Raw genomic sequence first — 23,155 nt, 5'->3', positions numbered from 1 at the left:
AATGACCTCTAAAAGGGGAGCAGATGTATGGCAAAATATTTGGTGATCGTCGAATCACCTGCGAAAGCAAAAACAATTAAACGTTATTTAGGTCCGAATTATATGGTCAAGGCTTCGATGGGGCACGTGATTGACTTGCCTAAAAGTCAACTCGGGGTAGACGTCGAACACGACTTTGAACCGAAGTATATTACCATCCGTGGTAAAGGGCCAGTATTGAAAGAATTGAAGACAGCAGCGAAAAAAGCGACAAAAATCTTTCTCGCGGCCGACCCCGATAGAGAAGGGGAAGCGATTGCTTGGCATTTAGCACGCGCACTCGGCGTCGATGAAACGACTGAATGTCGTGTCGTCTTTAACGAAATCACGAAAGATGCGATTAAAGAATCGTTTAAACATCCACGTAAAATCAATCACGATCTCGTCGACGCACAACAAGCCCGACGTATTTTAGATCGTCTTGTCGGATACGGGATGAGTCCATTATTATGGAAGAAAGTCAAAAAAGGATTGTCTGCAGGGCGAGTTCAATCGGTAGCCGTGAAGATGATTATCGACCGTGAGCGTGAAATTAACGCGTTCGACCCGGAAGAGTACTGGACGATTAAACTTGATTTAAATCATGATGGGGAAACGTTCGAGACTTCATTTTACGGAAAAGATGGGAAGAAGATGGAATTGAAGTCTGAAGAAGATGCGCAATCTGTCCTCGATACCATCGATGATATGTTTAAAGTCATTGATGTGACGAAGAAAGAACGGAAGCGGAATGCTTCGCTACCGTTCACGACCAGTTCATTACAGCAGGATGCTGCCCGTAAATTGAATTTCCGTGCGAAGAAGACCATGATGCTCGCGCAGCAATTATATGAAGGAATCGATCTCGGCAAAAAAGAGGGTACAGTCGGTCTGATTACGTATATGCGTACCGACTCGACACGTATCTCTGATTTGGCGAAGACGGAGGCGAAGGAATATATCGAATCGACATTCGGTGAAGAGTATGTCGCCTTACAGAAACAAAAAGAAAAGAAATCAGCGAATACCCAAGACGCGCACGAAGCGATTCGTCCGACTTCAGCATTGCGCGACCCAGCTTCCTTGAAGCCATATCTGTCACGTGACCAGTTGCGACTGTATAAGTTGATTTGGGAACGATTGATTGCGAGCCAAATGGCGCCAGCTGTTCTTGATACGGTCAAAATCGACGTCGAGTCGAACGGGATGATTTTCCGTGCGAACGGGTCGACAGTCAAATTCCCTGGTTTCATGAAAGTGTATATCGAGTCGAAAGACGATGACATCGAGGACACGAACCAAGAGAAGGAAGGATTATTGCCTCCTCTCGAAGTGGATGACACCGTGACATTTGAAACGATTGAACCGAAACAACACTTCACACAACCGCCACCTCGTTATACAGAGGCGCGACTCGTTCGAGCGATGGAAGAACTCGGGATTGGTCGTCCGTCGACGTACGCGCCGACACTCGACACGATCCAGCGACGCGGTTATGTCGTTCTCGAAGAGAAGAAGTTTTTACCGACTGAACTTGGAGAACTCGTCATCGAGATGATTGATGAGTATTTCAATGACTTCATCACGGTCCAGTTCACAGCCGACATGGAGACCCTTCTTGATTCAATTGAGCATAAGGAAGTCGAGTGGACGGAAGTCGTCGCGCCGATTTACCGATCGTTCGAGAAACGATTGAAGCGTGCCGAAGAAGAAATCGAGAAAATCGAAGTGAAGGATGAACCAGCCGGAATCGATTGTGAAGTCTGTGGTTCACCGATGGTCATCAAAATGGGACGGTACGGCAAGTTCATGGCGTGCTCGAACTTCCCGAACTGTACGAATACGAAACCGGTACAAGTCGAAATCGGTGTCCCGTGTCCGAACTGTAAGGATGGACAAATCGTGGAACGTCGCAGTAAAAAAGGTCGTCTCTTCTATGGTTGCTCGAACTATCCGGAATGTGAATTCGTCTCATGGGATAAACCGGTTGCGAAACCGTGTCCTGTATGCGACAGTTTGATGGTCGAGAAGAAAATTAAAGACGGCGTGAAATATCAATGTACGAACTGTACCCACACCGAGGTACATCAGCAAGAGGAGGATTAATGTTGCAACAACGTGTAACTGTAATCGGGGCCGGATTGGCCGGTTCCGAAGCGGCTTGGCAACTCGCTAAGCGTGGTATTCAAGTAGATTTATATGAAATGAGACCGGTTCGTCAAACGCCGGCGCACCACACGGATCAATTTGCGGAGCTCGTCTGTTCGAACTCGCTTCGTGCGAACGGTCTTCAAAATGCCGTAGGTGTCTTGAAAGAAGAGATGCGTACGCTTGACTCGCTCATCTTAAAAGCGGCGGACACGGCAAGTGTCCCGGCTGGCGGTGCGCTTGCCGTCGATCGTCATGAGTTTGCCGGATTCATCACTGAGAAGCTAAAGAACCACGAGAATGTCACAGTGCACAATGAAGAGCTCAAGGAGATTCCTGAAGGCATCGTCATCGTGGCGACCGGTCCGTTGACATCTCCTGACCTCTCTGCCTCGCTCAAGGCGTTCACGGGAGAAGATTATCTCTACTTCTATGACGCGGCAGCTCCGATTCTAGATGGCGATACGATTGATCGGGACAAAGTCTATTTGAAGTCGCGTTACGACAAAGGTGAAGCCGCTTACTTGAACTGTCCGATGACAGAAGAAGAGTTTGACGTGTTTTACGAAGAGTTGATCAAGGCAGAAGTCGTTCCGCTCAAAGAGTTTGAAAAAGAGATTTACTTTGAAGGATGTATGCCGTTTGAAGTCATGGCCGAGCGTGGGAAGAAGACGCTTCTTTTCGGACCGATGAAGCCGGTCGGTTTAGAAGATCCGAAGACAGGAAAACGTCCATATGCCGTCGTTCAGCTTCGTCAAGACAACTCGGCAGGCACACTTTATAACTTGGTAGGCTTCCAAACGCACTTGAAGTGGGGCGAACAGAAGCGCATCATCCGTCTCATCCCGGGGCTTGAGAACGCGGACATCGTCCGTTACGGTGTCATGCACCGTAACACGTTCATCAACTCACCGAGCTTACTCAAGCCGACGTATCAAGCGCGTACACGTGACACGCTCTTCTTCGCCGGTCAGATGACGGGGGTAGAAGGATATGTGGAGTCGGCAGCATCTGGACTTCTAGCCGGGATCAATGCGGCGAAGATGATCGCAGGTGAAGAACTTGTCGTTCTCCCACGTGAGACGATGCTTGGTTCGATGGCGCATTACATCACGTCAGCTGACGGGAAGCACTTCCAACCGATGAACGCAAACTTCGGATTGGTACCGTCACTAGAAGATGCTCCGAAAAAGATGAAGAAGCAAGAACGGTATGAGCGTTACGCGAACCGTGCGTTAGAAACGATCCAACAGTATAAAGACCTTTGAACAGGAGAGCCATTTTTTGGCTCTTTTGTTTTGAATTAAAATTTCAATTGTGTATTTTGTTTCATACTTTGAAAATTTTCAGATTATTGAACGGCTATCTATTGTCACCTTACATTCTGTATGCTATGCTAATTTCGATTTGACGAGAACATGCGTTTTTAAGAGTCATCGAGGAGGCGATAAAATGGGATTTTTAGAGGATCGACAATCCTTTTTACGCTACTGCCAAATTGAACGTCGACTGTCTCCTCATACGAAACGCTCCTACGAGCAAACGCTCGACCAGTACGCCGCATATTGCCAATCGACGCATCAAGATCCCTACGATGCTCAGACGGCGCGGCGTTATTTATATGTCCTTTATGAGAAACAATTGGCCGCGTCCACGGTGTCCCAAAAAGTATCTTGTTTCAAGCAATTCGGGAAGTTTATGGCAAGAGAACAAGGTGGAGAACCGTTGTTTCACGACCTGACCTCACCGAAAAAGAGACAGTCCTTGCCGACCTTTGCCGTCCCGACAGAAGTCGAGCAACTGTTAGAGGCTGCCTCGAGGCAATACGACCCGTTTTTACAGGCGAGGGACGTCGCCATCATAGAAGTGCTCTATGGGACGGGGATCCGCGTCGCCGAACTGTGTGGGATGAACCTTTCTTCATTCGATGAGGTCTTGTCCTTCGTCCATGTGATGGGAAAAGGGAAGAAAGAACGTTATGTCCCAATCGGGCAATATGCCGTACAAGCTTTGCAGCGTTATATCGAGTTACGTAAAGGTGTCGGGCTCCCGACAGAAACCGCATTATTTTTGAGTCAAAAAGGGAATCGGATGACAACAGACCAAATCCGCTATGTCATGAAACGTTTGAGAAAAGACAGTGGGGTACATAAACCGCTTACCCCGCACTCGTTGCGACACAGCTTTGCGACGGACTTGTTAGAGCGAGGAGCGGACTTGCGTGCCGTCCAAGAGTTACTCGGGCATGAGTCCTTGTCGACGACCGGACGGTACACCCATGTATCGACCGAACGACTTCGGTCGATTTATCAAGCGACACATCCAAGAAAGTAGGAGGTTACGATATGTTTCATGCAACAACGATTTTTGCAGTTCGACACAATGGACAATGTGCGATGAGTGGAGATGGCCAAGTCACATTCGGGAATGCCGTCATCATGAAAAACAAGGCGAAGAAAGTCAGACGCCTTTACGGCGGGAAAGTCGTTGCCGGTTTTGCAGGTAGCGTAGCCGATGCTTTCACATTGTTTGAAAAGTTTGAATCGAAACTTGAAATGTATAACGGTAACTTGCCACGAGCAGCGGTAGAACTTGCGAAAGAATGGCGTGGAGATAAGATGTTGCGCCAACTCGAGGCACTGTTGATTGTGATGGATGCGGAGCATCTGTTACTCGTCTCTGGGAATGGAGAAGTGATTGAGCCGGACGATGGGATTCTTGCGATCGGGTCTGGCGGGAACTATGCCTTGGCGGCAGGTCGCGCACTCGTGCGCCACTCCGCTGAAAAGTCTGCAGAGGAAATCGCGCGTGCCGCTCTCGAAATCGCCGGTGAGCTTTGCGTGTATACAAATGATCAAGTCATTGTAGAAACGATTGGAGGCGCTGCTGAATGAAACGAGAGTTGACACCAAGACAAATCGTATCAGAGTTAGACCGTTTCGTAATCGGACAAAAAGATGCCAAACGAGCCGTAGCGATTGCTTTACGAAATCGCTATCGTCGTCAAAAGTTGAGTGCGGACCTTCGCGATGAAGTCACACCAAAAAATATTTTGATGATTGGACCGACCGGGGTCGGAAAGACCGAAATCGCTCGACGGTTAGCCAAGCTTGTCGGTGCACCGTTCGTGAAAGTAGAAGCGACGAAATTTACGGAAGTCGGTTACGTCGGTCGTGACGTCGAGTCGATGGTGCGTGACCTCGTCGAGGCATCGGTTCGTCTTGTCAAAGAAGAGAAAAAAGAAGATGTGAAGGAGCTAGCGGAGCGTGCGGCGACGGAACGCCTCTTAGATGCGTTGCAAGGAAAAGCAAAAGCGACACCTTCTGCATCGAATCCGTTCGAAGCATTGTTCGGCGGGCAGACCCAGCAGCCTGAATCCACGACGGACACATCCAATAATGACCGTTCGCAACTTCGACGCTTGCTCGAACTCGGTGAGCTCGAAGACCGCGTAATCGAAGTGGAATTAGAAGAAAAGCAGACGATGGATTTGTTCCAAGGTCAAGGGATGGAAGGGTTGTCGAATCTTCAGGACATGCTCGGCCAAATTGTTCCGAAGAAGCGAAAACAACGTAAGCTGACGGTTCGTGAAGCCAGACCGCTGCTCATTGCGGAAGAGGCAGAGAACCTACTCGATTTAAATGAAGTCCATGATGAAGCCGTACGACGCAGCGAACAGATGGGAATCATCTTCGTGGATGAAATCGATAAGATTGCCACCAAATCGCAAGATCACGCTGGAGTATCCCGTGAGGGGGTGCAGCGTGACATCCTTCCGATTGTAGAAGGGTCTACGGTCGTCACGAAGTATGGACCGGTCAAAACGGATCATGTTCTCTTCATCGCGGCCGGTGCGTTCCATATGGCCAAGCCATCTGATTTGATCCCGGAGCTACAAGGACGCTTTCCGATCCGTGTTGAATTGAACAGCTTGACGGAAGAAGATTTCGTCAAGATTTTGACGGAACCGTCACAGGCGCTCATCAAACAGTATACGGCTTTGTTAGAATCTGAAGAAATCACGGTCCGTTTCACACATGAGGCCATTGAAGAAATTGCGAAAATTGCGACACATGTCAATCGGGAGACCGATGACATCGGTGCACGTCGTCTCTATACTATAATGGAGCGCGTCTTAGAAGATTTATCATTTGAAGCGGCGGATATGCCACAAACAACCGTGGAAATCACACCCGCATACGTACAAGCAAAAGTCGGTTCAATCGCCGATGACCGTGATTTGAGCCAATATATTTTATAAGATTCTGTATGCACATACAGGGAGGAAATAGAGATTATGAACTTACTAGAAAAAACTCGCCAGTTAAACACGATGCTTCAACAAGAGGCAAGTGCGCACGTTGACTTTAAAGAGATGGCGGACAAAATGCGTGAAGTCCTTGAGTCCAACACATTTATCGTGAGCCGTCGCGGACGACTTCTCGGTTTTGCAATCAAACAACAGATTGAGAACGACCGGATGAAGGCATTCTTAGTCGACCGTCAGTTCCCAGAGCCATATGCTTCGAACTTGTTCAATGTAAAGGAAACGACAGCGAATATCGATATCGATAGTGAATATACAGCGTTTCCGGTGGAGAACCACGATTTATTCCTCAACTCTATGACGACGATTGTTCCAATCATCGGTGGAGGGGAACGTTTAGGTACGCTCGTACTCGGTCGGTTGGCGAATGAATTCACAGAAGATGACCTCGTTCTCGCGGAGTACTCTGCGACAGTAGTTGGAATGGAAATCCTTCGTGAGAAGGCTGCGGAAGCAGAAACGTCGGCACGTAAGAAAGCGGTCGTCCAGATGGCGATTAACTCGTTATCGTACTCGGAGCTTGAGGCAATCGAACATATCTTCGAAGAGCTTGGTGGAAACGAAGGACTGCTAGTTGCTTCCAAAATTGCCGATAGAGTGGGAATCACACGTTCGGTCATCGTCAACGCACTTCGAAAATTGGAAAGTGCAGGGGTTATTGAATCACGTTCTTTAGGGATGAAAGGAACGTATATCAAGATATTAAATGACAACTTCTTGTTTGAATTACAAAAACTGAAATCAAACTGAAATACAACTTCCGATGTGTGATTTCCATTGAAAACACTTTTAAAAGGGACTTTATTCCTAAAAAACCGCTTTCCTCAACGAGGGAGCGGTTTTTTTTAGTACAAAAGTAATTTTTTTCACCTTTTGACGTGAATTCGACAAAAAGATGTTAACCCATTTACCTATGTTTTAAAAAATATCTTTCAGAACTGTTACAGATTTGTTTCAATGAAATAGTAGATTTTCCAAATCAGGTATATTCAGTAGCCATTATATGAAAGTGAGTGAACGCCGTGAATTGGATTGGTAGTGACTATCAATTACTCAAGCAAGCCATCAACCATTCTGTCCTGAATCAAAAGGTCATCAGTCATAACCTTTCAAACATTGATACGCCTAACTTTAAAGCGAAACAAGCCGTGTTTGAACAGACGCTTCAAAGCGAGATGCGACTCAAGCTCCAAGGCGGTCGTCCAAGTGACTCGACCCAGTCGAAAGTCATTGATCGAGCCGGTGGTGCCATGAGGAGCGATGGCAACAATGTCGACTTGGATTACGAGATGAGTGAACTGGCACGAAACCAACTCCAGTACGAGGCGATGATGGAGCAATTGAATCGTAGGCTCGGAGGATTAAAATCTGTTATTCGAGGAGGTCGTTAATCGATGGGGATGTTTGATAGTTTTCATATTTCAGCATCAGCGCTGACGTCACAACGTCTGCGGATGGATACCGTGTCGGCGAACATCGCCAACGCCCAGACGACTCGTGGGAAACTCGTGGACGGAGAGTGGCAGCCGTACACGCGGAAGATGACCGTGTTACAGGAAGCACCATTCCGCAAGCGACTAGACGCCGTCAACGGGGGCGTGCAAGTGTCTCAAATCATCGAAGACGATGCCCCTTATAAATTGGCCTACAATCCGAATCATCCCGATGCGGACGAGCGAGGGTACGTCCAGATGCCGAACGTCGACTTGCTAAAAGAAATGGTCGACCTGATGGGGGCGACTCGTTCGTATGAAGCGAACATCGCAGCGATGAATGCATCGAAGGCGATGCTCGTCAAAGCGATGGAGATTGGAAAAGGATAAGGAGTGATGAAGGATGCAAATTAACCCGATTCAATTGATGAGCCCAGAAGTCACGCCATCAATGAGTAAAACGAACCCATCTCAGTTTGGGTCATATTTGAATGAAGCGATGAACGCATTGAATGAGACACAACAAGCGACAAGCCAGGCCCGTAAAGATTTAGCCGTCGGGAAGGCTGACCTTCATCAAGTGATGATTCAAAGCGAAGAGTCGTCGATTGCGATGCAACTTGCCATCGAGGTGAGGAACAAGGCTGTTGAAGCCTATCAAGAAATGATGCGAATGCAAGTTTAATTGTAGAGGATGACACGTTGCGATGAATGAACAATTAAAAGAACGATTCAAATCCATGACCGATGCTCTCAAGGCGATGCCAGCGAAGCGTAAACTCGTGTGGGGCATCTCGATCGCGGTCATATTAATCGCGGCCCTCGTGCTCACATTCTTCCTTTCACGACCGAACATGGCGCCTCTCTATACAAACTTGTCTGCTCAAGAAGCAGGTGAAGTGACGGAGAAGTTGACAGCGGACGGCGTGCAGTCGGAAATTAAGGCGACTTCGAACGGTGTGAGCGTCTATGTGCCGACTGAAATGGTCGATCAGTTGAAAGTGAGTCTGGCTGCTGCCGGGATTCCAAAATCCGGTTCAATTGACTACAGTTTCTTCAGTGAAAATGCAGGGTTCGGAACGACAGACCGTGAGATGGCTGTCATCGAACGCAGTGCGATGCAGACGGAGCTCGAGCGACTCATCACACAAATCGAAGGAATCAATCAAGCGAAAGTCATCATCTCACTTCCTGAGAAATCTGTCTTCTTGGCAGAGGATCAAGGTGAGCCGACCGCATCCATCGTCTTGAACATCGGCGCGGGGACGAACTTAGAACCAAACACAGTAAAAGGTCTCTATCATTTGATTAGTAAGAGTGTCCCGAACTTGAAGCCGGAAAACATTTCAATTATGGACCAATACTTCACGTATTATGATCTCGACCAGACTGTTGTTGCTGGAGGTTCTTCATCGGATCCGTTGGCGCTCAAGCGACAAGTCGAAAAAGACGTACGTCAACAAATCCAGCAGATGCTCTCGGTTCTACTCGGCGAACGGAGCGTACTCGTTTCCGTCACAGCAGACATCGACACGACACAGACGGCTGAAGAACAGAATCTTGTCACACCCGTCGATGAAGAGAACATGGAAGGGATTGTGACATCTGCCGAGCGAATCGCTGAAGCGTACACTGGCGGAACAGGAACGGCGACAGAAGCGACGGGAACTGGTGAGAACGACACAATCAACTTCCCAGCGGCGACTGGCGAGGGTACAGAAGAAAGCGAAAAGAATCATGAAATTATTAATTACGAGGTCAATCGCATCACGAAACAGATTCAAAACGCACCGTACACGATTCGTGACCTCGGGGTACAACTCATCGTTGAACCACCAGATGGCGCGACAAGCATCGACCCACAGCTAGAGGGCGACCTCGAGACGATGATGTATTCCATCATTCGGACGTCGTTAGCGAAGACGGACGAGGCCATCACGGATGCTGAACTTGAACAAAAAGTTGTCGTCGTGTCGAGACCGTTCGCTGAAGTGGAAGAAGTTGCGGCAACAGAGCAACCGACACCTTGGTGGATGTATGCGGCAGCGGCAGGCGCAGTCGTACTCCTTGCCTTGATCTTCTTCGCGATGCGTAGACGCAAGCAAGAAGTTGTGGAAGAGACGAACGAATGGGAAGTTCCATATGAAGATGAAGTACCTGACCTAGACCTCGAAGAACGAGGCGAAGGTGCGGTGAAGAAGAAACAGTTAGAAAAATTAGCTGAAAGTAATCCAGAGGAGTTTGCTAAACTGCTTCGTACTTGGATGTCTGAGGAGTGAGTAACGTGAACTATGCAAAACAATCAAATCGCGAAAAAGCAGCGATGCTCATGATTTCCCTGGGACCTGAAGTGGCAGCGAACGTCTATAAACATCTTTCAGAAGAAGAGATGGAACAATTGACGCTTCAAATCTCAGCGTTAAAAAAGGTGTCACCGGAAGAAAAAGAAAGTATTCTCGGTGAGTTCCACGAACTGGCCATGGCACAAAGCTATATCACTCAAGGTGGAATCGGATTTGCGAAAACCGTTCTTGAAAAAGCGGTAGGAGAAGACAAGGCGATGGCATTGATTCATCGTCTGACGTCTACCTTACAGGTCAGACCGTTCGAGTTTGCACGAAAAGCAGACCCGAAACAGTTGTTGAACTTTATCCAAAACGAGCATCCTCAGACGATTGCGTTAATCTTAGCGCATTTGGAACCGGTCAAGTCAGGACAAATCCTGTCAGAACTGCCAGCGGAGATTCAATCGGAAGTCGCAAAACGAATTGCGACGATGGATCGTCTCAATCCAGACGTCATTCATGAAGTGGAACAAATCCTTGAGAAGAACCTGTCGCAGACGGATATGCAAGATTATGCCCAGTCTGGCGGAATCGAAGCAGTCGTCGAAGTCTTGAACGGTGTAGACCGGACGACGGAACGCACCATCCTAGATGCGCTCGAAATCGAAGATCCGGAACTCGCAGAAGAAATCAAGAAGCGGATGTTCGTCTTCGAAGATATCGTCACGCTCGATTCTCGTGCGATTCAACGAATCATTCGCGAAGTGGCGAACGACGATTTGTTGCTCGCGCTCAAGGTTTCTTCAGAGGAAGTCAAACAAATCATCTTCAAGAACATGTCCCAACGTATGGTCGATACGTTCAAAGAAGATATGGAATTCATGGGGCCGGTACGGTTGCGTGACGTCGAAGAGGCACAGAGCCGAATCGTCGGAATCATTCGTCGCCTAGAGGACGTCGGCGAGATTGTAATCAGTCGAGGTGGAGGAGATGACATCGTTGTCTAATGTAATTAAACGCCAACGTGCAACATCGAATACCCCGCAACGAATTGAATCGAAACGATTAGAGACACCCGTAATCGAACCGATTTACGGAATCGATCATGGGGATGCCATCCAATCACGCTATGAGAAGTTGAAGCAGGACGAAGAAGCGTTTCAACAGTTTCAGCAGACGGAAGTCGAACAGTTGGAGCGGTTGAAGCAACAAGTGTTTGAAGAAGCGCGTTCAGAAGGATACCAAGAAGGACTCCTTCGAGGTAGGCAGGATGGATTGGCTGAATTTGAAGAGATCACGACGCGTTTGAATTCCGTTTCGACCGAACTCGAACTCTTATTTGAAGAAAAGTGGAGGCGAGCGGAAGAACAACTCATTGAATTGGCCGTTACAGTCAGTGCACATGTGACGACAGACCTCGTCCGAAAAGATGAAGAGCTATTTGCGACGATGATTCGTGATCAGATGTCACACATGATCGATGCCGAAGCACTTACAATCTTTGTTCATCCGACACGTCTTGCCTCGATTCAGCGATTCGAAGCGATGTGGCGGACCGACGAGACACCTCCTCTGAAATATCGAGGGGACGGATCATTGGATGAGACAGCAGTTCGAATCGAGTCGCCACATCGTGGCAATGAGGTCGATTTGACATATAGTTTCGAACGGATCCAAGCCAAAATCGAGGAGGTTCTAGCGGATGGCGCTTATTGAGCAGGTTCTCGACTCAATCAAACAGTCTACAGACGGCGAGTTCACACGAAAAATCGGTCGAGTTTGTCGAGTCATCGGCTTGATGATTGAGTCGAACGGACCGAGTGCGTTTGTCGGAGAGCGCTGTTTGATTGTCCTTCCTTCGAATGAAACAGTCGAAGCTGAGGTCGTCGGATTCAACGAAGAGCGCGTTCTTCTCATGCCATACGGTGAAACCACACAAATCGCGCCTGGCTGTCTCGTGAAAGGGACTGGCAAGATGCTTCAAGTTCCTGTAGGGGGAGAGTTGATTGGCCAAGTGCTCGATGGTTTAGGTCGTCCCCTGTCAGGTGAACGACTTGTGACCGGTAAGCGTTATGACGTTCAACGTAAACCCCCTAACCCGTTGAATCGACCAAGGATTTTGGATGCACTGTCGACCGGTGTACGGATGATCGATGGGCTGTTGACTGTAGGTAAAGGGCAACGGGTCGGTTTGTTTGCCGGCTCCGGTGTCGGGAAATCGACCTTGCTCGGAATGATTGCCAAACGTTCTTCAGCAGACATTAACGTCATCGCCTTGATTGGAGAACGGGGCAGGGAAGTGAAGGAGTTCATCGAAAAGGAGCTCGGACCAGAAGGAATGGCTCGTTCCGTCGTGATTGTAGCGACAAGCGACCAACCCCCGCTCGTCCGGTTGAAGGGAGCCTATACGGCAACCGCGATTGCCGAGTATTTCCGGGACCAAGGGAAAGAAGTGGTCTTGATGATGGACTCGGTGACACGATTTGCGATGGCGCAGCGTGAGATCGGTCTCGCGACGGGCGAACCTCCGACATCGAAAGGATACACCCCGTCCGTATTCGCCATGTTGCCTCAACTATTAGAGCGAAGCGGAACAGCAGCAACAGGGTCGATCACTGCGTTCTATACGGTCCTCGTCGACGGAGATGATATGAATGAACCGATTGCCGATGCGGTGCGTGGGATTTTAGACGGACACTTTGTCATGGACCGTGCGCTCGCAAACCGCGGACAGTTTCCTGCCATTCATGTACTGAAATCGATCAGTCGAGTCATGAACCAAATCGCTTCTCCGGAACATAAAGAGGCGGCCCAAACGTTCCGCAGCTGGCTCGCGACCTATATCGATGCGGAAGATTTAATTAATATCGGAGCGTATAAAAAAGGCACCAATCCTGCGATTGATACTGCCGTGGATAAATATCCATACTTGTTGACGTTTTTAAAACAATCGATTGAAGAAGATGCTGCTTTCGAACAGACGATGACCCACTTGTCACATATCGCACGAGGTGAATCATGAACAGACTCATATTAGAACGAATCATGCCGATTGCAGAACATGAAAAAGAAGATGCTGCGTTAGAAGTCAGAGGATTTAAGGCAAGGCTCGAAACAGAGATGGAGAAGCTATATGACCTTCTTCTCATGTATGAGTCGCTCATCAAACACCAAGATGAACAATCTGGAAACATCGACCTTCTCATGTCGCAATATCGAGAAAAGACGCGAGAGCAAGTGAAACGTCAAATCGAAACGCAACAGCTCGTCGTACAACAGGCCCGCAATCGCTATCATGCATCACAGGAACGATTGCTCGGTAAAGTGGTGGAAGAAAAGAAATACGTGACGCTACATGAAAAGGTCAGCATGCAAGAGATGACGGTAGCTAAACTCACAGAGCAACAAATGATGGATGAACTTGCTGTGATTCATCATGGGAAAGGGAAGTAGCATGGCAAAAGAGAACAATAAACGAGGCAAGCAAATGATCGTGGCGTTAGTCCTCATTCCAGCAATCTTCATCCTAGTCGGTGGGATCGTCGTCATGAACTATGCGATGGACCGTCCGCTCTTGTCCGTTCCCTTCTTACAGGTAAGCGATGACGAGAAAACGGAAGCACCGAAAAAAACGGAGACGCAAGTGAATGTGACGGGCATCGATTCGGACGCAGCGAGCCGACTTAAAGCGGCGAACAGTGAGATTGAAAAACTTCGCAACGAAAATGTGGAATTGACGAACGAAGTCAAAGCTAGACAAGAAGAAATCACCGATTTGATTCGCGAACGAGATCGACTCGTCTCTGAATTAGAGGCAGCGTCGAAAGAAGAGGAATCCTCATCTGACGTCGCTAGCGTCTATGAAGAAATGTCAGCCAAACAGGCGGCAGCCATTATGGGCGAACTTGAAAGCCCTCAAGTTGCTGAACTGTTGAAGGAGCTATCACCTAAGCAACAGGCAGACATTTTAGGACGGATGAATGCACAACAGGCTGCGGTTGTGACGCAGCTTCTCCAATGAACACGAAAAGGGAGGGCCAACATTGAATATTGCTTTATTGACACAAGCCATTCAAGGATCGATGGCTCGCACTGGAGCAGTGGAAGGCGAATCACAGGGAGCAGGCGGTTTTTTAAGCCTCCTCTCGGCGATGCTCGCCCCAATGCAAGGCTCTGGGGAGCAGACAGAACTTCCTTCAATGGAAGAAGGTGTGCTTCCTGAAAGTCCAGTCGACTTGGAAAAAGTGGCACAAGAACTCGAAACCTGGTTTCAAAAGCCCGATACGTTAAAGTGGCTCAAATCACTTCCGCAAGATGCCTATCGGACATTTATGGACGCATATGTAGGTTTACTCGGACAATTGTCTACTGCTTCATCTAAGACAGAGATGCCGTCTTCAGTTTTACCGGCGATTGTTCAGACGACGACTACGCCGAAAGTACAAATCACGAAGCAAACAGAGGGAAATGCTCAGACGACCAACATGCCACTCACGCAACCTGTCCCAAACCAAGAACTTGCCAAGCAAGTTCAAACGATGCAACGGATTATCACGCAATATAAAGGACCGGTAGAAGGCACATTGAAAGAAGTTCCCGTCTTGCCAAACGTTGAAACCGTCAAAATGGCAAAACCTGCACTTCAGCCAAGCAATTTGGACTGGATGCCGAAAGGGATGAACTGGTCAAGGCCACAGATTGATGTGGACACGGTCATGTATGCCTCAAAAGGGTCGCTTCCTGAAAATTTGCAAGCTCGGATTGAGGCGGCTCTTCAAAAGGCACCGTTCAAAAGTGGGGCGGACGGTTCAAAAGTATTCACCGTACGATTATATCCGGAGCAATTAGGAGAACTCGTCGTCAAGCTAGAGCGAAAGAATGGAGAACTTGTCGTCAAGATGTTTGCCAGCAATCAAGAGGCGAAACAACTGATTCAATCGCAAGTTCAACAGTTGCAACAAACGTTGACACCTCATTCGCAAAACGTTCGGGTCGAGGTCAACTTGACACAGCAAGCGCTCGATTCAAAATCAGCCTTGTCAGATGGTTCCGAGCAACCGGAACAAGAACAACCACAAGAACAGCCTAAAGGAGGGTCAGAAGATGACGAGCATCCAACCGAAGACGAATGATTTTACATTGCCAGACCAGTCGCTCCCAAAAGCGACGAATCAATATGATAAAGACATGTTCATGAAGTTGCTGCTCGCTCAAATCGCGAATCAGGACCCGATGTCGCCGATGGAAGATAAAGAGTTCATCGCACAGATGGCGCAGTTCTCGTCTCTCGAGCAAATGCAAGCCATCTCAAAACAACTCGATTCGGTTCTCGTCGACCGTCACATGTCGTCGATTTCTGAATACAGTAGCATGATTGGGAAAACGATCGACTTCACATCGGAAACGAGTGAAGAGACGAAGAAAGGATCAGGTCGTGTCGTGTCAATTTCCCGTAATGATTTAACAGGGTATATGGCCGATCTTGAAGACGGCACATCGGTGAGCGTGTACGATATTACATCCATCAAATAAGCATAGGAGGAATACATTATGTTAAGAGCAATGTACTCAGGAATCAGTGGATTGAAGAACTTCCAATCGAAGCTAGACGTTGTCGGGAACAACATCGCCAACGTCAACACGTTCGGTTATAAAAAAGGTCGCGTCACGTTCAAAGACCTCGTCAGTCAACAAGTCGGTAGTGCGTCGGCTGGAAATGCGACAACAGGTGGTATTAACCCGAAGGAAGTCGGTCTCGGGGGTACGATGGCGACGGTCGATAACGTCTACAACCAGGGTGCTATGCAAAACACAGGACGCGCCCTTGACGTCGGAATTTCAGGTGAAGGATTCTATGCGACGATGGTCAATGGTCAAATTCAATACACACGAGCAGGGAACTTCTATACGGACAACCAAGGTAACTTGGTGACGGGCGACGGAACGTATCTCGTCGGCTCTCGTACTAGTACCTTGCCACCATCTCCAACTCCAGGTGTGGCAGCGACACCAGTTGCAGGAGACTTCACTGGACCAGGTGCAGATTTAGCATTCTATGCGGCAGATGATGCTACAGCAAAAACACCTGAGTATGGACGGATTAAAATTCCGACAGATGCTCGTTCACTTTCCATCAGTAAAGACGGACAAGTAAGTTTTGTTGATGGTGCGGGTAAATTACAAATTGCTGGTTATATCGTCACGTCGAACTTCTCGAACAACGCTGGGTTATCAAAAGTCGGAGCAAACAACTTCGTACAATCGCAAAACTCCGGTGCCCCACAGTTTGGCGTACCTGGTGCGGGCGGTCGCGGTGAACTTGTTTCAGGTGCACTTGAAATGTCAAACGTTGACCTTTCAGAAGAATTTACGGAAATGATCGTGGCACAGCGTGGATTCCAGGCGAACACACGAATTATCACAACATCGGACGAGATCCTTCAAGAACTCGTTAACTTGAAACGCTGATGATTCGCGTCACGGCATTTCGCGGTGAGGAGTTCGTGCTGAATGCTTTGCTCATCGAAACGGTGAAGGCAGAGCCCGACACGATCATCCAATTGTTTAATGGCAAAACGTATCTCGTAAAAGAAACGAAAGATCAAATCATTGAACGAACTGAAGCCTTTTACCGCTCAATCGGTTTAGTCGGAACGATGTTCACAAGAGGTGAAGAAGATGAGTGAAGAAGAAAAGAAAAAAGGTGGCGGGCTGAAGGTTGTGATCATCCTGCTTGTCGTCCTGCTCGTCATGGGCGGTGCCGGATTCATGACGTACAAATATGTCTTCGGTGATAACGTCACTGCTAAAACAAAACCGGTAACGGCTGAAGAGTTGGCAGAACGGAGTTTCATGACCGATGACATGACGACGAATATTCAAGACGAGCGTTTTATCAACGTTCAATTTACAATCGTCACAGATTCGGCTGAAACGAAAGAGAATTTAGAACTACGCAAATTCCAGGTGCACAATGTTATTTTGGGTGACTTATCCGGGATGACGAAAGCCCAATTGGCAACAAAAGAGGATATGCAAAAGTTCGAACAAACATTAAGAGAACAACTTAACGGACTGCTTGAAGAGGGTGAAGTCCAACGCGTCTATATGACGAAGAAAATTATTCAGTGAGGTGGCATCATGGGAGAAGTACTGTCTCAACAAGAAATTGATGCCTTACTATCTGCTTTAAGCAGTGGGGATGTCGAAGCAGACTCCTTTCTCGCGCAAGAGGAAGAGAAGAAAGTTCGACAATACGACTTCAAGCGAGCCGTTCGATTTTCAAAAGACCAAATTCGCAGCTTAACTCGAATTCACGAGCACTTCACACGGATGCTCACGACATTTTTCTCGGCCCAACTTCGCACGTACGTTCAGTTTTCGGTCAACTCGGTCGAACAATTACCGTACGATGAATTCATTCATTCCATTCCGAGTATGACGATGATCAACTTGATTGAGGCGCCACCGTTAAACGGGCGATTCATCATCGAGGTCAATCCGAACATCTCGTACGCGATGTTAGACCGATTACTCGGTGGTCCCGGTGTCGAGATGGATAAAATCGAATCGTTCACTGAAATCGAGATGCGGATCTTGACGCAATTGTACAAGCGGGCGTTTTCGACATATGGGGATGCTTGGGAATCGATTGCTGAGATTAAAGCAGAAATGTCAGCCGTTGAAGTGAACCCACAGTTCCTGCAACTCGTCTCACCAAACGAAACGGTCGTCTTGATTTCAATCGGTGTGACGATTGGTGAAGTGAGCGGAACGATCAACGTCTGTCTGCCATTCGTGACAATCGAACCGGTATTGTCCAAATTATCGAGTCATTACTGGATGCAAGAAGCGAATCGACGCAATGCGAGTCAATCGAGTAAGGAACCGCTTAAAGCCCAATTGATGAACTCGACGGTCGAGGTTGTATCCTTACTCGGTGAGACGACGATCACATTTGGAGATTTGTTGCATCTTGAAGTCGGAGATTGTTTGGCACTCGAACAATTAGCAAAAGAACCCCTGTCCGTCATGGTGGGGGAAAATAAAGTATTTAAAGGGCAAGTCGGTGTGAGCGGGAAGCGAATGGCGGTTCAAGTGCTTCACCGTGTGAAGGAGGAAGAGCAATGAGTGAGATGCTGTCACAAGATGAAATTGATGCGTTATTACGCGGGACAAGCGACAATACGCCGACGCCAGAAGTCGATGCGAAAGAAGAACATTTAGATTCGATGGAGAGCGATGCACTCGGAGAAATTGGGAATATTTCATTCGGGAACTCGGCAACGGCCTTGTCGACATTACTACAACAAAAAGTTGAAATCACGACACCAGTTGTCAGTGAAGTGAGAATTGAAGCGTTACGCGAACGCTATCCCACTCCTCACGTGGCGCTTCGAGTGGGCTACACAGAAGGAATCCAAGGGGAAAACGTCCTCGTCTTGACTCGCGAAGATGCGGCTATCATCTCTGACCTCATGTTAGGTGGAAGTGGAGAGAATGTCGATCCGGAGAGCCTTGATGAGATTCGGTTGTCGGCTGTTCAAGAAGCGATGAACCAAATGATGGGGGCGGCCGCAACGTCTTTATCGACGGTATTTTCGAAGAAGATTGACATCTCGCCACCTCTTGTCGAAGTGTTCGATGCGACGAAGAATCAAACCATTATCGATCGCCTTGAACTTTGGGAGACGATGGTACTCATTGAGTTCAATCTTAAGGTAGGTACATTGATTGATTCAACAATCGTTCAGATCGCACCGATTCAATTTGGAAAGCAATTGGTCGATGAGTTGATGAAAGCGACTGGAGAGGTCAAAGCGGCACCGGAACCGGCGAAAGCGCAACCGCAAGCGGAAGCGCCAAAACCACAACCGCAAGCCCAACAACAGGCGCAACCAGTTGCCCCGCAACCAAGTAAACAAAAATCCATGCCTGAAGTAGCAGTGAGCCAAGCGGAATTCATGCCGCTCCAATCACCGGCATCGCAAGAAGCGGCCCCGGCGAATCTTGGGTTGTTATACGATGTCCCGTTAAACGTGACAGTAGAGTTAGGAAGAACGAAAAAATCCGTTCGGGAAGTACTTGAGTTATCACAAGGCTCCATCATCGAACTCGACAAACTAGCGGGTGAGCCGGTAGACATTTATGTCAACCAACAGCGAATCGCTAGAGGAGAAGTCGTTGTCATTGAAGAAAACTTTGGGGTACGTGTAACAGAAATTATTCAACCGCATGAGCGGATCGGAATCGTTTAAGGAGGAATTTAGAATGAGTGCAAAAGTATTAGTAGTGGATGACGCAGCGTTCATGCGTATGATGATCAAGGACATTTTGACAAAGAATGGATATGACGTAGTAGGTGAGGCAGAAAACGGCGCGGACGCTGTCGCGAAATACCGTGAACTCACACCGGATCTCGTCACACTTGATATCACGATGCCTGAGATGGATGGACTCGCAGCATTGAAAGAAATTCGTAGCTTCGACTCGAATGCGAAAATCATCATGTGTTCAGCGATGGGACAACAAGCGATGGTCATCGATGCCATTCAAGCTGGCGCAAAAGACTTCATCGTCAAGCCTTTCAATGCAGAACGTGTTATCGAAGCAGTTTCTAAAACGGTCGCACAATGAAGAAATGGTGGTTGATTATTCTCCTCGTGGTCGGGCTCTCTGCTCCGGCCACGGTTGAGGCCGCCACCGTAGACCAACAATTCGAGCAACAACAGACAGATGAACAGGAAAGTAACGTTCCAACGACAGCGTCAACCATTGGCAATGGCGTGAAAGTCGTGTTGAGTCTCGTAGTCGTGGTCGGCGGATTTATCGTCTTGATGCGTTGGCTCGGTTCCAAAACACAAGGCGTGAAAGCGACTCAACATATGAAACATCTCGGAGGCGTCCCGCTCGGAAAAGACCGTTCCGTCCAGCTCGTGAAGCTCGGTGACCAAGTGTATGTACTTGGTGTCGGCGATTCGATTCAACTGATCGATCGACTCGATGCGGACACGATGGAGGAAGAACAAACGGAAACCTTGTCACTCCGAACGTCAAATTCGAATGCATTTTTAGATACCTTTAAGAAACAACTCGCTCAGCTAGAAGAAGTGAGGAAGAAATCATGACGACGTTTGAGCAATTGATCAATTTAGAAACACCGGACAGTACGTCGACATCCATCAAGCTTTTGATTTTGTTGACATTGCTGACGCTCGCACCATCTTTTTTAATCTTGATGACTTGCTTTACCCGGGTCGTGGTCGTCTTGTCATTCATTCGACCGGCACTCGGTACACAGCAAACGCCACCGAACCAATTGATTGTCGGGTTGGCACTATTCATCACACTGTTCGTCATGTCTCCGGTTCTCTCGGATTTGAACGAGAACGCATTGAAACCGTACCTCGATGACAAGATCTCACAAGATGAGGCGTTCGATGAGGCAAGTGGGACGATGAAGGAGTTCATGTCGAAATATACAAGACAAGAAGATTTACAACTGTTCTTAAAGTATGGGAATTACGAGCAGCCGGAGACACTCGATGATGTACCGCTCCTCGCTTTGGTACCTGCTTACGCGATCAGTGAGTTGAAGACCGCTTTCCAAATCGGCTTCATGATTTTCTTACCGTTTTTGATCATTGATATGGTAGTCGCAAGTGTCCTCATGTCGATGGGGATGATGATGCTTCCACCGGTCATGATTGCATTGCCGTTTAAATTATTGTTGTTTGTATTGGTCGATGGCTGGCACTTGATTGTGGAATCATTGCTTAGAAGTATGTAGGGGGAACGGACATGACACAAGAAATGGTCATCTATTTGGCGACAGAGAGTGTGTGGACCTTATTAAAAATATCAATGCCACTTCTGCTCATCTCACTGATCGTCGGTCTCGTGATCTCGATTTTACAGGCCACGACTCAAATTCAAGAACAAACGCTATCGTTCGTTCCGAAAATTATTTCGGTCTTCATCGGTCTCGTCATCTTTGGACCGTGGATGCTTCAACAGATTGAAGGATTCACGCGTTTGATCTTTGAGTTGATGGTCGAGGTTGCATCGAAATGAATGCGGTCGACTTCATCAGTATGTATGGGTTAACGTTCGCACGACTGTCTGGCTTTTTTGTCAGTGTCCCGTTGTTCTCGACGAGACAATTACCGGTCATGCACCGCGTCGGATTCAGTGCGTTTTTAGCGTATTACGCGATGTTCACACTGACCGAGCCAATCCAGATGACGAATGCGTTCGTCCTGCAAGTCGTCTATGAAGTCATGATCGGACTTTTACTTGGACTGTTAATCAACATTCTATTTTTTGCACCACAAATTGCCGGTGGGGTCATTGATTTACAGCTCGGATTAGCGATGGCTTCTGCCTACGATCCGATGTTTGGCGGTCAATCGCCATTGATTGGACGATTCTATTATATTTTTACGCTGTTCATTTTGTTGACGAGCAACCTGCATCTTCTGCTGATTGACGGCATTTATTATAGCTTTCAAATCTATCCGCCTGGTCAACCGATGATCAACTTTACCGAAGCCTCTTTGATGATGGCCGTGAAAGTCGTCACCATGACCATGATGGTCGCGTTGCAATTGGCGTTGCCGATGATGGCTTCCTTGCTACTTGTTGACTTAGCTCTCGGATTTTTAGCGAAGTCAGCGCCACAGTTCAATATCTTTGCCATCGGATTTTCATTTAAACTTATCGCCGGCTTTGCCGTCATGGTTTTATTGATGGGACTGACATTGACAGGGATCAGCCAGTTCATCCCGCTATTACAAGAAGTGATGCACGACTTTATGCTCATATTAGGAGATGCCTCATGAAGAAGCCTCTATATCCTTTATCGGTCAATCTACAGTTTTTTGCAGGCGAAAAGACAGAAAAAGCGACACCGCGTAAACGGGAAGACTCCCGAAAGAAGGGGCAAGTCGCCAAATCAGCCGATTTGACTGGAGCGTTCGCACTTTTTGCGATGTTTCTCATGTTATCTTTTTTCGGTCCCGTGATCGGGCAACAATTGCTTGCTTTAATCAGCGATTTACTCAGTCCAGAGTATTTATTGTTTAACGTGACGGGCGGCATGTCGGATATGGTCGTCGACTTAATGCTCCGTGTCGGTCTGATTTTGGCTCCGTTTTTTATCGTCGCCGTCGTGTTTGGGATTCTTATCAATTACCTACAAATCGGAACGTTATTTTCTTTAGAAGCCATTCAACCAAAGCTAGAGCGGATCGACCCGATCAAAGGGGTCAAACGCATTGTCAGCATGAAAGCGGTCGTCGAATTTTTAAAGTCCTTATTCAAATTGTTAATCATCCTGACAACCGCTGTCGCTGTCCTTTGGAAAAATCAGAAAGAACTGTCTCGGATGGCCGTCGAACAAGTTCGTGAATCGATTGTCGCACTCGCGAGTATCACAATCGAACTCGGTCTTTGGGTAAGTGTCGCACTTTTGGCACTCGCATTTCTCGATTTTTTCTATCAACGGTTTGACTTCGAAAAATCAATCCGAATGTCTAAGCAAGATATAAAAGACGAGTATAAAAATACGGAAGGTGACCCGCTCATCAAATCCAAAATCAAACAGCAACAAAGGGAAATGGCGATGCGACGGATGATGCAAGAGATTCCGAATGCCGATGTCGTCATCACGAACCCGACCCATTACGCGGTCGTCATTCGATATGATGACACGAAAGATTTTGCGCCACTCGTCGTCGCCAAGGGGGTCGATCGGGTCGCCTTTCATATTCGAGATGTCGCAAAAGAACATGATGTGGCGATTGTTGAGAATAAACCACTCGCGCGCGCACTTTATGCGCAAATCGACATCGGTGAAGTGGTGGACGAATCGTTTTATCAAGCCATTGCGGAAGTGCTCGCATTCGTCTATCAAATGAAGCAACCGTCTTGAGGAGGAGTATGTG

General features: G+C 47.8%; 28 protein-coding genes. All 28 read left to right on the top strand.

Annotated elements, in window-relative coordinates:
* Positions 1-27 precede the first annotated feature (27 nt).
* The 28 genes from topA (at position 28) to flhB (ending at position 23,142) form a co-directional block, all read left to right on the top strand.
* Positions 28-2,124: a type I DNA topoisomerase gene (gene topA / locus KD909_RS08945; protein ID WP_211781365.1), complete on the top strand. Its 2,097-nt coding sequence runs from the start codon at positions 28-30 to the stop codon at positions 2,122-2,124.
* On the top strand, positions 2,124-3,434 hold the full coding sequence (gene trmFO, locus KD909_RS08940) for an FADH(2)-oxidizing methylenetetrahydrofolate--tRNA-(uracil(54)-C(5))-methyltransferase TrmFO (protein ID WP_211781364.1): 1,311 nt from the start codon (positions 2,124-2,126) through the stop codon (positions 3,432-3,434). Before topA ends, trmFO begins: the two co-directional genes overlap by 1 nt.
* Positions 3,435-3,618: 184 nt before the next feature.
* The gene (locus KD909_RS08935; RefSeq protein WP_211781363.1) at positions 3,619-4,500 is read left to right on the top strand and encodes a tyrosine-type recombinase/integrase; all 882 of its coding nucleotides are present in this window, start codon (positions 3,619-3,621) and stop codon (positions 4,498-4,500) included.
* A gap of 11 nt (positions 4,501-4,511) precedes the next feature.
* The gene (gene hslV, locus KD909_RS08930; protein ID WP_015881381.1) at positions 4,512-5,060 is read left to right on the top strand and encodes an ATP-dependent protease subunit HslV; all 549 of its coding nucleotides are present in this window, start codon (positions 4,512-4,514) and stop codon (positions 5,058-5,060) included.
* Complete coding sequence (hslU, locus tag KD909_RS08925) at positions 5,057-6,427, top strand: ATP-dependent protease ATPase subunit HslU (protein ID WP_211781362.1); 1,371 nt, start codon at positions 5,057-5,059, stop codon at positions 6,425-6,427. Before hslV ends, hslU begins: the two co-directional genes overlap by 4 nt.
* 36 nt (positions 6,428-6,463) lie before the next feature.
* Complete coding sequence (gene codY / locus KD909_RS08920) at positions 6,464-7,243, top strand: GTP-sensing pleiotropic transcriptional regulator CodY (protein WP_074037253.1); 780 nt, start codon at positions 6,464-6,466, stop codon at positions 7,241-7,243.
* 272 nt (positions 7,244-7,515) lie between these two features.
* Positions 7,516-7,884: a flagellar basal body rod protein FlgB gene (gene flgB, locus KD909_RS08915; protein WP_074037939.1), complete on the top strand. Its 369-nt coding sequence runs from the start codon at positions 7,516-7,518 to the stop codon at positions 7,882-7,884.
* 3 nt (positions 7,885-7,887) lie between these two features.
* Positions 7,888-8,316, top strand: a complete 429-nt coding sequence (flgC, locus tag KD909_RS08910) for a flagellar basal body rod protein FlgC (protein ID WP_031421653.1) — start codon at positions 7,888-7,890, stop codon at positions 8,314-8,316.
* Between the two features lie 13 nt (positions 8,317-8,329).
* Positions 8,330-8,611 carry a flagellar hook-basal body complex protein FliE gene (gene fliE / locus KD909_RS08905; RefSeq protein WP_015881386.1) on the top strand — a complete coding sequence of 94 codons (282 nt, stop codon included), beginning with the start codon at positions 8,330-8,332 and terminating at the stop codon, positions 8,609-8,611.
* Between the two features lie 22 nt (positions 8,612-8,633).
* The gene (gene fliF / locus KD909_RS08900; protein ID WP_015881387.1) at positions 8,634-10,205 is read left to right on the top strand and encodes a flagellar basal-body MS-ring/collar protein FliF; all 1,572 of its coding nucleotides are present in this window, start codon (positions 8,634-8,636) and stop codon (positions 10,203-10,205) included.
* A 5-nt stretch (positions 10,206-10,210) separates the two neighbouring features.
* Positions 10,211-11,218, top strand: a complete 1,008-nt coding sequence (gene fliG, locus KD909_RS08895) for a flagellar motor switch protein FliG (RefSeq protein WP_211781361.1) — start codon at positions 10,211-10,213, stop codon at positions 11,216-11,218.
* Entirely contained in the window at positions 11,202-11,927 is a 726-nt protein-coding gene (locus KD909_RS08890) for a FliH/SctL family protein (protein WP_211781360.1), read from the top strand. The genes fliG and KD909_RS08890 overlap by 17 nt, the downstream gene beginning before the upstream one ends.
* A complete protein-coding gene (gene fliI, locus KD909_RS08885; protein WP_211781359.1) occupies positions 11,914-13,233 on the top strand; it encodes a flagellar protein export ATPase FliI in 1,320 nt (439 codons plus the stop codon). The genes KD909_RS08890 and fliI overlap by 14 nt, the downstream gene beginning before the upstream one ends.
* Complete coding sequence (locus tag KD909_RS08880) at positions 13,230-13,664, top strand: flagellar FliJ family protein (protein ID WP_031421664.1); 435 nt, start codon at positions 13,230-13,232, stop codon at positions 13,662-13,664. Before fliI ends, KD909_RS08880 begins: the two co-directional genes overlap by 4 nt.
* A 1-nt stretch (position 13,665) precedes the next feature.
* Entirely contained in the window at positions 13,666-14,232 is a 567-nt protein-coding gene (locus tag KD909_RS08875; RefSeq protein ID WP_211781358.1) for a MotE family protein, read from the top strand.
* A gap of 22 nt (positions 14,233-14,254) precedes the next feature.
* Positions 14,255-15,343: a flagellar hook-length control protein FliK gene (locus tag KD909_RS08870; RefSeq protein ID WP_211781357.1), complete on the top strand. Its 1,089-nt coding sequence runs from the start codon at positions 14,255-14,257 to the stop codon at positions 15,341-15,343.
* Entirely contained in the window at positions 15,315-15,743 is a 429-nt protein-coding gene (locus KD909_RS08865; protein ID WP_211781356.1) for a flagellar hook capping FlgD N-terminal domain-containing protein, read from the top strand. The genes KD909_RS08870 and KD909_RS08865 overlap by 29 nt, the downstream gene beginning before the upstream one ends.
* An 18-nt stretch (positions 15,744-15,761) precedes the next feature.
* Positions 15,762-16,679: a flagellar basal body rod protein FlgG gene (gene flgG, locus KD909_RS08860; protein ID WP_211781355.1), complete on the top strand. Its 918-nt coding sequence runs from the start codon at positions 15,762-15,764 to the stop codon at positions 16,677-16,679.
* Positions 16,679-16,897 (top strand): flagellar FlbD family protein, encoded by a 219-nt coding sequence (locus KD909_RS08855; protein ID WP_031421671.1) that lies wholly within the window; start codon positions 16,679-16,681, stop codon positions 16,895-16,897. The genes flgG and KD909_RS08855 overlap by 1 nt, the downstream gene beginning before the upstream one ends.
* The gene (locus KD909_RS08850; RefSeq protein ID WP_015881397.1) at positions 16,890-17,342 is read left to right on the top strand and encodes a flagellar basal body-associated FliL family protein; all 453 of its coding nucleotides are present in this window, start codon (positions 16,890-16,892) and stop codon (positions 17,340-17,342) included. The genes KD909_RS08855 and KD909_RS08850 overlap by 8 nt, the downstream gene beginning before the upstream one ends.
* 9 nt (positions 17,343-17,351) lie before the next feature.
* Positions 17,352-18,341 carry a flagellar motor switch protein FliM gene (fliM, locus tag KD909_RS08845; protein ID WP_211781354.1) on the top strand — a complete coding sequence of 330 codons (990 nt, stop codon included), beginning with the start codon at positions 17,352-17,354 and terminating at the stop codon, positions 18,339-18,341.
* Positions 18,338-19,468 carry a flagellar motor switch phosphatase FliY gene (gene fliY, locus KD909_RS08840; RefSeq protein WP_211781353.1) on the top strand — a complete coding sequence of 377 codons (1,131 nt, stop codon included), beginning with the start codon at positions 18,338-18,340 and terminating at the stop codon, positions 19,466-19,468. The genes fliM and fliY overlap by 4 nt, the downstream gene beginning before the upstream one ends.
* Before the next feature lie 13 nt (positions 19,469-19,481).
* The gene (locus tag KD909_RS08835) at positions 19,482-19,847 is read left to right on the top strand and encodes a response regulator (RefSeq protein WP_015881400.1); all 366 of its coding nucleotides are present in this window, start codon (positions 19,482-19,484) and stop codon (positions 19,845-19,847) included.
* Positions 19,844-20,338, top strand: a complete 495-nt coding sequence (locus tag KD909_RS08830; RefSeq protein ID WP_211781352.1) for a flagellar biosynthetic protein FliO — start codon at positions 19,844-19,846, stop codon at positions 20,336-20,338. The genes KD909_RS08835 and KD909_RS08830 overlap by 4 nt, the downstream gene beginning before the upstream one ends.
* Entirely contained in the window at positions 20,335-21,000 is a 666-nt protein-coding gene (gene fliP, locus KD909_RS08825; protein WP_015881402.1) for a flagellar type III secretion system pore protein FliP, read from the top strand. The genes KD909_RS08830 and fliP overlap by 4 nt, the downstream gene beginning before the upstream one ends.
* 11 nt (positions 21,001-21,011) lie before the next feature.
* A complete protein-coding gene (fliQ, locus tag KD909_RS08820) occupies positions 21,012-21,284 on the top strand; it encodes a flagellar biosynthesis protein FliQ (RefSeq protein WP_015881403.1) in 273 nt (90 codons plus the stop codon).
* Positions 21,281-22,051: a flagellar biosynthetic protein FliR gene (gene fliR / locus KD909_RS08815; protein ID WP_147537295.1), complete on the top strand. Its 771-nt coding sequence runs from the start codon at positions 21,281-21,283 to the stop codon at positions 22,049-22,051. The genes fliQ and fliR overlap by 4 nt, the downstream gene beginning before the upstream one ends.
* Positions 22,048-23,142, top strand: coding sequence for a flagellar biosynthesis protein FlhB (gene flhB / locus KD909_RS08810; RefSeq protein ID WP_047795412.1), 1,095 nt, complete (start codon positions 22,048-22,050; stop codon positions 23,140-23,142). Before fliR ends, flhB begins: the two co-directional genes overlap by 4 nt.
* Positions 23,143-23,155 lie beyond the last annotated feature (13 nt).

The sequence above is a fragment of the Exiguobacterium sp. PFWT01 genome (assembly GCF_018255795.1).
Taxonomy (GTDB): Bacteria; Bacillota; Bacilli; order Exiguobacteriales; family Exiguobacteriaceae; genus Exiguobacterium.
Note: the sequence above shows the minus strand (reverse complement) of the source record. Positions and strands in the feature narration are given on the sequence as shown.